This window comes from Claveliimonas bilis, from assembly GCF_030296775.1.
In the GTDB taxonomy this organism is placed as follows: domain Bacteria; phylum Bacillota; class Clostridia; order Lachnospirales; family Lachnospiraceae; genus Claveliimonas; species Claveliimonas bilis.
Map to the genome: position 1 here is coordinate 607,147 of NZ_AP027742.1, position 12,370 is coordinate 619,516.

Below are 12,370 nucleotides of genomic sequence, written 5' to 3' on the forward strand. Positions count from 1 at the left end.
ATGGCATTGACGACAGAAGAATTTATGGAACTGACAGCAGACTGCCCGGTGATACCGGCGGCAAAGAACGACGAATGGCTGGAGGCATGTCTGGCTTCAGAGAGCAAACTTGTCTATGTACTTTACGGCGATATCTGCAACATTGCAGATATCGTCAAGAAACTGAAAGAAAAAGATAAAAAGGTGATCGTCCACATTGATCTGATCGAAGGGCTGACATCAAAAGAAATCTGTGTGGATTTTATAAAGAAATATACCATGGCAGACGGGATCATCAGCCTGAAGCCCACTATGATCAAGAGAGCCAAAGATCTCGGCATTTTTACGATTCAGCGTTTCTATATGATGGACGGAAGAAGTTATACCAATATTGTCAAGCATGTGCGTCATACGAATCCGGAAGTGGTGGAGTTTATGCCGGCAGGGCTTACCAAGCTGATTCCTTATCTTGTCCATGAAGTGGACAAACCGGTAGTTGCCAGCGGCCTGATCCAGGACAAAGAAGATGTCATGGGAGCGCTGAAGGCAGGGGCTATGGCGGTGTCCAGTACAAATAGAGAAGTATGGGATTGTTAGCGCCGCGCAAATACAGGGCGACGCAGTATAAGGAGAGACTATGAAAGCAGATGTAGAATGTTTGGACTGTTGTGTAAATAAGGTGTCCGGACTTTTGGACCAATACCAGGCTGACGACAGCATACGGGAGGCTGTTCTCGAAAAAGTGAGAGAAATCCTGAAACAGGCAGACAAGGATGTGTCCGCTCCTGTTCTGATGCAGCAGACTGTTGATGTGCTGGAGGACTATTTTGAGATAGACGATGCCTATACGGTGCCAAAAGAGAAGTATAACCGGTATCTTATGGAAAGAGAAGAACAGATCCGGCAGACAATCCGTATGTCCCGTGATCCTTTCCTTACGGGACTGCAATATGCTGTAACCGGGAATTACATTGATTTTGGAGCAATGTCGGATGTGAATGAAGAGAAGCTTGCACAGCTTCTTGCAGACTATGATAAGCTGCCCCTTGATACGGAGGAGATCGAACGTCTGCGAGGGGAAGTTTCCCGGGCAAAGAGCCTGGTTTATATCACGGATAATGCAGGGGAAATTGTATTGGATAAACTGTTTATCGAGGCAATGAAAGGGCTGCATCCCGGTCTGAAAGTGACAGTGCTTGTCAGAGGATTTCCCACATTGAATGACGCTACAAAAGAGGATGCTGCTTTTATTGGTATGCCTGAAATTGCAGAGGTTTTGACTAACGGGATAAAAATCCCCGGCACTCCCCTGGATCGGATCAGCAAAGAGGCGCTGGATCGGATCAAAAGGGCTGATCTTTGTATTGCCAAAGGTCAGGGGAACTTCGAGACACTGCGGGGATGCGGAGAAAATATTTATTATCTGTTCCTGTGCAAGTGTACATTGTTCGTGAAGAAGTTCCAGGTGGCAAGATTTACCCCGGTTCTTGGAAATGAAAAGAGAATTGTGCAATATGCATAAAAATAGGGTATCGTTTTTTAATATTATCACGATATTGACAAAATGAAGTAATCGCTGTACTATGTACGTAGTTACTAAAAGAGCGAAAGAGAAAGTAACTTTTACCCGTGTAGTGCGGGTAGAAGTTACTTTTTTCATTTTCTCTATTGTGCGCAGGTAGAGGAAGAGTTCTTTTACGGGACAAAAGAATTGAAGGTTTTTGGAGGTATAACAATGAGCTTAAATATCAATGATTTTTCTATGGATTTCTTTTCACTGAAGGGGAAAAATGCAATCGTAACAGGAGGATGCAGCGGATTGGGACAGGCATTCGCACTGGCGCTTGCAAAAGCCGGAGCAAATATTTTCTGCTTTGCAGCAGTAAATGACGACGGAACAACACAGAAACTGATTGAGGATTGCGGCGTAAAATATACATTCATGCTGGGAGATATTACAGAGGATGGAATCTGTGATAAAGTTGCAGAGAAGTGCGTAGAGACATACGGATCCATTGATATCCTTGTAAACTGTGCAGGAATCTGCAAGATTGCTGATGTACTTGACTTCGGCAGAGCAGAATGGGATCCGATGATCGCGATCAACCTGACAGGTGCTTTTGATTTAAGCCATGCAGTAGCAAAATACATGATCCCACAGAAGAGCGGAAAGATCATTAACATCTGTTCTCTGTTCTCTTTCCTTGGCGGACTTGGATCACCGGCATATGCTGCAATGAAAGCAGGACTTATGGGACTGACAAAAGCGTATGCAGATGAACTTGGAAAATATGGAATCTGTGTAAATGGTATTGCTCCTGGATACTTCCAGACAAGCATGACAAGCGGAACAGGAAGCGCAAACGATGAGAAGTACATCAAGATCAAAGAGCATGTTCCGGCTGATCGTTGGGGAGAGAGACAGGATCTGATGGGAACTGTTGTTTATCTGGCAAGCCGTGCATCTGACTATGTAAACGGAACTCTGGCAGTTGTAGACGGAGGATACCTTGTAAGATAATTGTGCCGATATCGCTGTGTGAGATAGCAGCGCCGATATCGTTGTCAAAATACAAACGGCGGTGTACAAAAGAGGGCGTTTCTTTGTGCACCGCCGTAAAAAGCAGAAAAAGAAACAACAATTAGGAAGAGGATTTTGATATGAGTGAGAAATATATTATCGGTATTGATGAAGGTTCCCAGAGTGCCAAAATTTTGATTTTTGACACAAAAGGAAATATTGTATGCGAGGGAAAACATCCATTAAAACCATACAACCTCCCGGGACCGGAGCTTGTAGAGCATCCGGACGATGACTGGTGGGATGCGATCTGCCAGGCAGGAAAAAAATGTATGGCTAACTTTAAAGGAAATAAAGAAGACATCGTGGGAATCGGACTTTGTACGATCCGTTACTGCAGAGCTTATCTGAAGGAAGACGGAATGCTTGCACAGCCGGCTCTTAGCTGGATGGATATCCGTGTATCCAAGCCATATGATTTCTCTAATCCGGATGCAAAATATGTAGTAGCATCTTCCGGATACATTACATACAGACTGACAGGTGAACACAAGGATACGATCGGAAACTATGAAGGCGTATGGCCGATCGATATCGACAACTGGAAATGGTCTGATGATCCGGAAGCATACAAAAATACAGGAATGCCAAGAGAAATGCTGTTTGACCTTGTAATGCCGGGTGATATCCTGGGCTATGTGACAAAGGAAGCTGCAGAAGCAACAGGATTTCCGGAAGGAGTACCGGTTGTGGCAACATCCAATGACAAAGCAGTAGAAGGTCTTGGAACAGGATGTATGGGTGAGACAACTGCATGTATTTCCCTCGGAACATACACAGCAGGTATGATGGAAGGAAAAGAAAACCTGAAGGGTACAACCGCTACATGGCCGAAATTCTCCTGCGTGCCAAACAAGTATCTGTATGATACAAACGGTATCAGAAGAGGAATGTGGACAGTAAGCTGGTTCAGAGATATTCTGGGAGACGGATACAAGAAAGAAGCAGAAGCACAGGGGATGTCTGCAGAAGAGCTTTTGAGCAAAGAAGCGGAGGCAGTTCCGGCAGGTTCCAACGGTCTGATGACAGTGCTTGACTGGCTGGCACCTGTAGATGCGCTTTACAAAAAAGGTGTTATGATCGGATTTGACGGAAGACATAAAAGAGGACATATCTACCGTTCTATCCTGGAAGCTGTAGCACTTACCATGAAAAAGCATGTTACGGATATGACAAACGAGATCGGTGTAAAGCTTGATAAGATCATCATCACCGGAGGCGGTTCCAACAGCGATCTTTTCATGCAGATCTTTGCAGATGTATTTAACATCCCGATGGTGCGCAACGAGGTAAACGGAGCAGCAGGACTTGGATCTGCAATCTGCGCGGCAGTTGCTGCAGGTGTATATAAGAGCTTTGATGAGGCGGTAGAAAATATGGTTCGTATCAAAGACACCTTTACACCGAATCCGGAAGCAGTTGCATTTTATGAGAAGATGTACCCGGTTTATACAAACATCACAAAACATACAGATGAAGTATTAAAAGAGGCGTATGAACTTTTCAACTAAAAGAGAAAGACCATTCATTCTTTTGACAAATGATGACGGAATAGAATCTCCCGGTATACGGGCAGCAGCGGAAGCGGTACTGGATCTGGGCGACCTGATCATAGCGGCGCCTGCAAAGCAGCAGTCCGGTATGGGGAGAGCTTTTCCGAGACTGGAGGATACAGGGATCATAGAGACTTCCTGCATACGGATTAACGGGCAGGAGATTCCGGCTTATGGAGTCCACGGTTCACCGGCTCTTGCAGTGGCCCATGGAATATTGGAGATTGCGGATCGGAAGCCGGATCTTTGTATCAGCGGAATCAATTATGGAGAAAATCTGGGACAGACAGTGACCTGCAGCGGAACGTTGGGGGCCGCTATTGAGGCGGCCAGCCAGGGGATACCCGCGATTGCTGTTTCTCTGGAGGCGGATCTTTCCATCCAGCGTCTGGAGCAGCTTCCGGGTGCCCGGCTTGATACGTCCGGGGAGATTCTGCGTGCCGCGGCACAGCGTATTCTCGCAAAGGAGAATGTGATGCAGGCAGATATATGGAATATCAACGTTCCGGCGGAAGCAGAGGATCCGAAAGATTATCGGATCACGACACAGAGCAGACAGAATTATTTTTGTTTCCAGAAGCCGCAGAAAAGGGATTTTTCCCGTCCTTTCCGACTTACTTCAAAAATCAGCATTGATATGGATACCCTGGAGAGGGACAGTGATATCTATGCGGTATATGTAGACAGAAAAATTTCCGTGACCCCGCTTACGATAGACATGACAGCAGGACGCACAGGAATATAAGAAAAATCTCCGGAGGACTTCTTTTTGTTCACACATGTTGTGCAACAAAGGAAATCTTCCGGAGATTTTTGTATGTATTTAGGCAATTGATACGCGGATTCCCTGACTTAAGAGAAAATCCTGCTCCTCTTTAGGAAGCCCTTCGTCGGTGATGACTTCATAGACATCCTGAAGAGGAAGAAAAGAGATGCCTCCCGGATGGGAAAATTTCCCGGAATCTGTCAGAATATATACATGGTCTGCGCATTCAGTCATGGCGGATAAAGTATCACAGCGGGCCAGATCATCGCCTGTGAATCCGAAATCCCGGGAATATCCGTCCGTTCCGGCAAAAAGCTTATCTACATGAAAGGAGGCGGCTGAATTTTTTGTGAGAAGCCCTACAAGAGATTGGCTGTGGGGCTGCAGCGTTCCTCCAAGAAGGATAAGCTCAATGTTGGGATAGCCTTTGACATAGTCGGCAAGAAAAACAGAATTTGTAATAATGGTTACATTTTTCTTTGTTTTAGCCAGCTGTTCGGCGAACAGGGCACAGGTGGAGCCTGATTCGATCATCAGCATTTCGCCGTCCTGAATACAGTCTGCTGCGCGCCGTGCAATCTTCTGCTTTTGCGCAATGTGGAACGCTATCCGATAGTGAATGTCCCCGGCGTCGTTGGGCAGGGCATATCCCCGCTCCCTTTTCAACATTCCTTTTTCAGACAGGTATTCCAGATCTTTCCGGATTGTTACCTGGGAGGTTCCCAGTATATCGGCGAGCAAAGAAACCTCTGTTTTTCCATGTTCTGCAATATATTCAAGAAGTGCGGTATGACGTTCTTTCATAAGTACTGCCTCCTGTGACGGTGTGTTTCGGTTAATTATATGGTAACATTATAAATTGTGTATGTCAATAATATAAGTTTCGTACGAAAGAAAATATATTTCGTAAGTTTACAATTATAGGCTCTTGTGCTATACTGAAACAAGAAAACGGGAAAAAGAAGGAGGCGGATCATGGGAGATTACTATCTGGCTGTGGACATCGGTGCATCCAGCGGACGGCATATCCTGGGCAGCCTTCAGGGCGGAAAGCTGGTCTTGGAGGAGATCTACCGCTTTGAAAACGGTATGGTCAAAAGGAACGGTCATCTGTGCTGGGATTATGAAAAGCTGTTCGGACATATTAAAGCAGGGATCAGAAAATGTGCACAGATTGGGAAAATACCAAAAAGTATGGGAATTGATACATGGGGCGTAGACTATGTTCTTCTTGATGACAGGGATGAGATTATAGGGGAGACATATGGATACCGAGACAGGCGTACTGACGGTATAGATGAAGAGGTAGCCAGGATCATCGGGGAGAGAGAGCTGTATCAAAGAACCGGGATTGAGAAAATGACATTCAATACGCTTTACCAGCTGATGGCTTTAAAAAAAGAACATCCGGAAGAACTGGAACAGGCAAAAGCGCTTTTGTTTGTCCCGGATTATTTTCATTTTCTTTTAACGGGAAAGAAAGTAAATGAATATACGGAAGCAAGCACTTCGCAGTTGATGAACGCGGCGGGAAAATGCTGGGATGAGGATCTCCTTGCGCGTCTGGAATTACCTGGCGGGATATTTCAAAGGATTGCAATGCCCGGTGAAAGTCTGGGAAAGATCAGGAAGGAGCTGGCGGAAGAATTTGGATTCGATATGGAAGTAGTCCTTCCGTGTACCCATGACACAGCTTCTGCAATTCTGGCAATACCAGCCGATGGTGAGGATTATGTGTTTATCAGTTCCGGCACATGGTCTTTGCTGGGAATCGAAAGAGATGAGCCGGACTGCAGCGAGGTAAGCCGTCAGAATCATTTTACGAACGAAGGCGGATTTGATTCCCGTATCTGTTATCACAGAAATATCATGGGCCTTTGGATGATCCAGTCGGTGCGTCATGAACTGGGAGATAGCTGCAGTTTTGCGCAGATATGTGAGGAGGCGGAGAAGGAGAAAGAATTTTCTTCCCGTGTAGATGTTACAGATCAAAGTTTTATGGCACCGGACAATATGACAGAAGCCATCAAAGATTACTGCAAAAAGACAGGGCAGCAGGTTCCGGAAACTTTGGGAGAGATAGCTTCCTGTATTTATGCAAGTCTTGCAAAATGTTATGCCGATACTATACGTGGTATAGAAGTCTCCACAGGACGGACCTACACAAGGATACATATTGTGGGAGGAGGCGGAAAGGCCGGTTATCTGAACAAATTGACAGCTGAGGCAACCGGAAAAGAAGTTCATGCGGGACCGACGGAAGGGACAGCTCTTGGAAACATCACAGCACAGATGATAAGAAGCGGAGAATTTACTGATAAAACAGAGGCGAGAAATGTAATTTACCGTTCTTTTGATATAAAGGTTTATCGTTAAAAGGATGTAGTGTAAAAATAAAAACATAAAGGAGAGATGAAAATGAAATATGGAATTTATTATGCGTACTGGGAGCAGGAATGGGCAGCGGATTACAAAAAGTATGTAGAAAAAGTAAGCAAACTGGGATTTGATATCCTGGAAGTGGGAGCGGCTCCTCTGCCGGACTATACAGACCAGGAAATCAGTGAGCTGAGAAAATGCGCCCAGGACAATGGCGTGATCCTGACAGCCGGATATGGTCCTACTTATGAGCATAACATCGGCGCCGTGGAACCGGAGGTACGTGCAGGCGCTATGGAATGGTATAAGAGACTGTTTGAGGTGATGGGCAAGCTGGATATTCATAAGATAGGCGGTGCCATTTATTCCTACTGGCCGGTAGATTTTTCCAAGGCTGATAAAGAGGAAGACTGGAAACGCAGTGCAGAGGGGATCCGGATTCTTGCCGAAGAGGCGAAGCAGTACGATATCATGCTGGGAATGGAAGTTTTGAACCGTTTTGAAAGCCATATTCTGAATACGGCTGCAGAGGGCGTAACGTTTGTAAAAGAAGTGGGAATGGACAATGTAAAAGTAATGCTGGATACGTTCCATATGAATATTGAAGAAGTCAGCATGGGTGCAGCCATCCGTGAGGCGGGAAACCTTCTCGGACATTTCCATACAGGAGAATGCAATCGTATGGTTCCCGGAAAAGGCAGAATGCCCTGGAGAGAGATCGGAGAGGCGCTTCGTGACATTCACTATGACGGAACAGTTGTCATGGAACCGTTTGTACGCATGGGAGGGCAGGTAGGCTCTGATATCAAGGTATGGAGAGATATCAGCAGAGGCGCTTCGGAAGCGCAGCTTGATAAAGATGCGGCAGATGCTGTTACGTTTGAGAGATACATGTTTGAAGGATAAAAATCTATTGACAAAACTCCTGTTATATCTTATTCTGTAAATAAGTTTTATAAAATCACTTTATATAATGAACAGGAGGAAAAGTGATGCAGTATTTATTGGGAACAGACATTGGTACGTCAGGGACAAAAACAATTTTGATGGATACCACCGGAAAGCTGATCTCACAGGATTTGGAGGAATATGATGTGTTGACTCCAAAGCCGCTGTGGGCAGAACAGTGGCCGGATGTGTGGTATGAGGCGACGAAAGAGTCCATCCGCCGTACAGTGGAGGAAGCTGTAAAACAGGGAATAAAGAAAGAGGATATTAAAGGCATCGCTATCAGCGGCCTTTACGGAGGTTCAGGTATTCCGCTGGATGAGAATATGAATCCTGTCCGCCCCTGCATGATCTGGATGGACAGACGTGCAAAAGACGAAACAGAGTGGGTGCTGGAACACATCGGAGAAGAGAAACTTCTTGAAATTACCCACAATGGAGCAGATCCATACTATGGATACACAAAGATTTTATGGATGAAAAATCACGAACCGGAAAATTGGGCGCGTACAAAACTTTTTCTTCCTCCAAATGATTACGTTATCTATAAAATGACAGGAGAGATTGCCATTGATTATTCTTCGGCAGGAAATATCGGCGGTATCTTTGATATGAATACCCGTACCTGGTCGGAGGAGCTTTTGAATGCCATGGGAATCCCGATGTTCATGATGCCTCAGAGAATTGTGGAATCCACAGATATTGTCGGCGGGCTGACGAAAGAAATTGCTGACGAGCTGGGATTGTGCGAGGGAATGCCGGTGATCGCAAGCGGTATTGACTGCGGTGCGGCAAACATAGGACTCGGTGTATTTGAATCCGGTGTCTATGCAGCTGCTATTGGAACATCCATGTGTGCAGCTTTGATTTCAGACAAACCGGTAAAAGGAAAAGGACTGATCATCTGGCCTTACCTCTATGATGCAAAAAAACTGTCTTACTACTTCGCCGGAGGTAATACAGCAGGCGCCATTGTAAAATGGTTCCGCAATACCCTGTGTCAGTGGGAGATTGAAAATCAGAAGAACGGTGGGCCAAGCGTATACGACGTCCTTAACGGCGAAGCAGAAAAAATTCCGGCAGGAAGCGAAGGGCTGGTCGTACTTCCGTACTTTATGGGCGAGAGAAGCCCGGTCTGGGATTCTGATGCAAAAGGAACCATCGTTGGATTGTCACTGACCCATACCAAAGGTCACCTTTACCGGGCATTCCTTGAGGCAGTAGCATATTGCCTGCGGGATGCGATGGAAGCAACCGGCGAAGACTTAGGAGAATATATCCTGATCGCCGGAGGCGTAACAAAATCCAAAGTATGGCGTCAGATTTTTGCAGATGTAACAGGATATCCGGTTGTATGCCCTATTTACGATGTAGAAGCAAACATGGGGGATGTTATGCTGGCCGGAATCGGAACAGGAGTTCTTACATACGAAGAAGTAAAGAAATGGCAGGTTTTGGATGAAAAGATCATGCCTGACGAAAAAAATCACAAGAAATATAATGAATATTTCCGTCTGTACAAGAGTATTTACAATCATTTGAAAGAAGATATGAAAGACCTTACAAAAGCAGCGGAATAGTCAATTTGGGACGTAACACTTTTTAAAAGTGTTACGTCCCAAATTGCATTATACCCCGGGTATTTTTGTAAAAAAGTCAAAAAAACAACACAAAACAACACATAAAACATTTGATTTACGAGGGATTATGTGATAATATCAAATCAGAACATACAAAAAACCAAAAAAGGAGGCGATAATAGTGCAGAGTGAAATGGATATAAAAAAAGAGATGTGCGAGATTGGGAAAAGAGTGTACAACCGGGGAATGGTTGCGGCCAATGACGGCAACTTTTCTGTGAAATTGAGCGATAATGAGTTTTTATGTACGCCGACCGGAGTGAGCAAGGGATTTATGACGCCGGAGTATATCTGCAAGGTGGATGCCAAGGGGAATATACTCGAAGCAAATGGAGAGTTCAGGCCTTCTTCTGAAATAAAAATGCATATGAGAGTTTATGAGGAGAGGGAAGATGTAAAAGCGGTGGTACACGCCCATCCCATGTATGCCACTACATTTGCGGTATGCGGCATGCCGCTGAAAAAGCCGATCATGCCGGAGGCGGTGCTGGGACTTGGAGAGGTTCCGCTTGCAAAATACGGAACGCCGTCCACTATGGAAATTCCGGACGCTGTATCGGAGTATCTCCCTTATTATGACGCAGTGCTTCTGGAAAATCATGGAGCGTTGACCTATGGGGACAGTCTTCTTGGCGCATATCATAAAATGGAATCTCTGGAGTTTTACGCAAGGCTTCTTTATCAGTCCATGATGCTGGGAGGTCCCAAGGTGCTGGATAAAGAGCAGGTAAAGAGACTTTACGGAATGCGTAAAGACTATGGGCTGACAGGCAGACATCCGGCAGACTGGATGAATCTGGATTGATCTTCAGGCAGCAGAGCTAAAGCAAAGATCAAAGCAAAATCAAAAAAGATAAAAAAAGTGAAGAGGAAAGAAATGCTTGCAATAGAGAGAAGAAATGACATACTGGAAAGACTTCAGGAAGAAAAAAGGGTTGTAGTCAGCGAGCTGAGCGCTGCATATAACGTGTCGGAGGAAACGATACGCCGTGATCTGGAAAAGCTGGAAAACGACGGACTTGTTGTGAAAAGTTACGGAGGAGCGGTCCTCAAGGAACAAAGCTTTTTTGACCTTCCTTTTAATATCAGAAAAAAGCAGAGGGTGGCGGAGAAGCAAAAAATCGCAAGACTGATCGCTGATATGGTAAGAGACGGGGAAGCCCTGATGCTGGACGCCAGCTCTACAGACGTATACATTGCCCGTGCACTGAAGGAGAAGAAAAAACTGACAGTGATCACAAATTCTGTGGAGGTGATCGTAGAGCTTTTTGATGTTCCGGAGTGGACCGTGATTTCTACAGGAGGCGTTTCCAGAGAGAAATCCTTCGCCCTTGTAGGTCCGCGCACCGATGAGGTGCTCTCTTCCTATCATGTGGATAAAGCGATCATTTCCTGTAAGGGAGTGGATCTGGAAAATGGTTTTACCGATTCGGATGAACAGGATGCCAGCAGTAAACGCATGATGCTTTACGCTGCAAAAGAGCGGATTTTAGCTGCCGATCACAGTAAGTTTGGCAATACCGCTTTTACGAAAGTGGCAGAGTGGGCTGACATCACTAAGTTTGTAACAGATCAGAAGCCGGAAGAGAAATGGCTTCAGAAATTAAAAGAGCACCGGATAGACTGTGTCTTTCCAAAATAAATAATAAAAGAGAAAAGGAGAAAAAAACAATGCCATTAGTAACATCTGAAAAAATGCTGACAGACGCCAGAGAGGGCGGATATGCCGTTGGGGCATTCAATGTAGAAAACATGGAGATGGTAAAAGCAGTGATCGCAGCAGCGGAGGAAGTGAAAGCGCCGGTTATGCTGCAGACCACTCCTTCAACTGTAAAATACGGTACACTGGAAACCTATTTTGCAATGGTGTCGGCGGAAGCGAAAAAAGCCTCCGTTCCGGTCTGCCTCCATTTGGATCACGGCAGCAGTTTTGAGCTGGCTGTACAGGCCATCAAGGCAGGATATACTTCTGTTATGATCGATGGCTCCCATGAAGATTTTGAACACAATGTAGAGTTGACCAAAAAGGTCGTAGATGTAGCGAAGGCCTGCGGCATTCCGGTAGAGGCAGAGCTTGGAAAAGTAGGCGGAAAAGAAGACGACCTGGAGGCGGAAGAGGACGGAAACACAGATCCCCAGGAAGCAAAAGAATTTGTAGATCGCACCGGGGTTTCTTCTCTTGCAATTGCGATCGGAACAGCTCATGGATTCTATGCGGGAACCCCTGTACTGGATAAAGAGCGGGTATCGGAAGTAAAAGAACTGGTGTCTGTACCTCTGGTCCTTCACGGTGCTTCCGGCCTTAGTGATGAGGATGTAAAAGAATGTGTCAGAAGAGGAATGTGTAAAGTTAATTTTGCAACAGAACTGCGTGTGGCTTATACAGAGGCAGGAAAGAAACTTCTTCAGGAAAAACCGGAGACATTTGATCCGAAAAAGCTTGGTATAGCCGGCATGGAAGCAGTAAAGGAACTGGTAAAAGAACGCATGTGCGTATGCGGTTGCAACGGCAAAGCATAAAGAG

Annotated in this window: 12 protein-coding genes; 11 read left to right on the forward strand and 1 reads right to left on the reverse strand. The window is 45.4% G+C overall.

Annotated elements, in window-relative coordinates; translation table 11 throughout:
* From R2J37_RS02855 to surE, 5 genes are all read left to right on the forward strand, one after another.
* The gene (locus R2J37_RS02855) at nt 1–576 is read left to right on the forward strand and encodes a glycerol-3-phosphate responsive antiterminator (protein ID WP_316266177.1); all 576 of its coding nucleotides are present in this window, start codon (nt 1–3) and stop codon (nt 574–576) included.
* Between the two features lie 40 nt (nt 577–616).
* Nucleotides 617–1,501, forward strand: coding sequence for a damage-control phosphatase ARMT1 family protein (locus R2J37_RS02860; RefSeq protein ID WP_316266178.1), 885 nt, complete (start codon nt 617–619; stop codon nt 1,499–1,501).
* Nucleotides 1,502–1,714: 213 nt separating this feature from the next.
* Complete coding sequence (locus R2J37_RS02865) at nt 1,715–2,500, forward strand: SDR family oxidoreductase (protein WP_230107164.1); 786 nt, start codon at nt 1,715–1,717, stop codon at nt 2,498–2,500.
* A 140-nt stretch (nt 2,501–2,640) separates the two neighbouring features.
* Entirely contained in the window at nt 2,641–4,071 is a 1,431-nt protein-coding gene (locus R2J37_RS02870; RefSeq protein WP_256194164.1) for an FGGY-family carbohydrate kinase, read from the forward strand.
* Nucleotides 4,055–4,858 (forward strand): 5'/3'-nucleotidase SurE, encoded by an 804-nt coding sequence (gene surE / locus R2J37_RS02875; RefSeq protein ID WP_316266179.1) that lies wholly within the window; start codon nt 4,055–4,057, stop codon nt 4,856–4,858. Before R2J37_RS02870 ends, surE begins: the two co-directional genes overlap by 17 nt.
* Before the next feature lie 78 nt (nt 4,859–4,936).
* Here the strand turns inward: surE and R2J37_RS02880 are convergent, their stop codons facing one another.
* Nucleotides 4,937–5,683 carry a DeoR/GlpR family DNA-binding transcription regulator gene (locus R2J37_RS02880; RefSeq protein ID WP_316266180.1) on the reverse strand — a complete coding sequence of 249 codons (747 nt, stop codon included), beginning with the start codon at nt 5,681–5,683 and terminating at the stop codon, nt 4,937–4,939.
* A gap of 171 nt (nt 5,684–5,854) precedes the next feature.
* Here R2J37_RS02880 and rhaB point away from each other — a divergent pair, with 171 nt between their 5' ends.
* The 6 genes from rhaB (at nt 5,855) to R2J37_RS02910 (ending at nt 12,366) form a co-directional block, all read left to right on the forward strand.
* Nucleotides 5,855–7,255 (forward strand): rhamnulokinase, encoded by a 1,401-nt coding sequence (rhaB, locus tag R2J37_RS02885; RefSeq protein ID WP_316266181.1) that lies wholly within the window; start codon nt 5,855–5,857, stop codon nt 7,253–7,255.
* A 42-nt stretch (nt 7,256–7,297) separates the two neighbouring features.
* Entirely contained in the window at nt 7,298–8,164 is an 867-nt protein-coding gene (locus R2J37_RS02890) for a D-psicose 3-epimerase (protein ID WP_256194173.1), read from the forward strand.
* 86 nt (nt 8,165–8,250) lie between these two features.
* Nucleotides 8,251–9,786, forward strand: coding sequence for an FGGY-family carbohydrate kinase (locus R2J37_RS02895; RefSeq protein WP_316266182.1), 1,536 nt, complete (start codon nt 8,251–8,253; stop codon nt 9,784–9,786).
* Nucleotides 9,787–9,967: 181 nt separating this feature from the next.
* Nucleotides 9,968–10,651 carry a class II aldolase/adducin family protein gene (locus tag R2J37_RS02900; RefSeq protein ID WP_316266183.1) on the forward strand — a complete coding sequence of 228 codons (684 nt, stop codon included), beginning with the start codon at nt 9,968–9,970 and terminating at the stop codon, nt 10,649–10,651.
* Between the two features lie 72 nt (nt 10,652–10,723).
* On the forward strand, nt 10,724–11,488 hold the full coding sequence (locus R2J37_RS02905) for a DeoR/GlpR family DNA-binding transcription regulator (protein WP_256194177.1): 765 nt from the start codon (nt 10,724–10,726) through the stop codon (nt 11,486–11,488).
* A 29-nt stretch (nt 11,489–11,517) separates the two neighbouring features.
* The gene (locus R2J37_RS02910) at nt 11,518–12,366 is read left to right on the forward strand and encodes a class II fructose-bisphosphate aldolase (RefSeq protein WP_256194178.1); all 849 of its coding nucleotides are present in this window, start codon (nt 11,518–11,520) and stop codon (nt 12,364–12,366) included.
* Nucleotides 12,367–12,370: the final 4 nt, after the last annotated feature.

Bases quoted from the DNA above. Each gene is read 5' to 3' on its own strand.
- R2J37_RS02860 (WP_316266178.1), top strand. From the start codon at position 617: ATGAAAGCAGATGTAGAATGTTTGGACTGTTGTGTAAATAAGGTGTCC.
- R2J37_RS02865 (WP_230107164.1), top strand. From the start codon at position 1,715: ATGAGCTTAAATATCAATGATTTTTCTATGGATTTCTTTTCACTGAAG.
- surE (WP_316266179.1), top strand. From the start codon at position 4,055: ATGAACTTTTCAACTAAAAGAGAAAGACCATTCATTCTTTTGACAAAT.
- R2J37_RS02905 (WP_256194177.1), top strand. From the start codon at position 10,724: ATGCTTGCAATAGAGAGAAGAAATGACATACTGGAAAGACTTCAGGAA.
- rhaB (WP_316266181.1), top strand. From the start codon at position 5,855: ATGGGAGATTACTATCTGGCTGTGGACATCGGTGCATCCAGCGGACGG.
- R2J37_RS02870 (WP_256194164.1), top strand. From the start codon at position 2,641: ATGAGTGAGAAATATATTATCGGTATTGATGAAGGTTCCCAGAGTGCC.
- R2J37_RS02880 (WP_316266180.1), bottom strand. From the start codon at position 5,683: ATGAAAGAACGTCATACCGCACTTCTTGAATATATTGCAGAACATGGA.
- R2J37_RS02890 (WP_256194173.1), top strand. From the start codon at position 7,298: ATGAAATATGGAATTTATTATGCGTACTGGGAGCAGGAATGGGCAGCG.
- R2J37_RS02855 (WP_316266177.1), top strand. From the start codon at position 1: ATGGCATTGACGACAGAAGAATTTATGGAACTGACAGCAGACTGCCCG.
- R2J37_RS02895 (WP_316266182.1), top strand. From the start codon at position 8,251: ATGCAGTATTTATTGGGAACAGACATTGGTACGTCAGGGACAAAAACA.
- R2J37_RS02910 (WP_256194178.1), top strand. From the start codon at position 11,518: ATGCCATTAGTAACATCTGAAAAAATGCTGACAGACGCCAGAGAGGGC.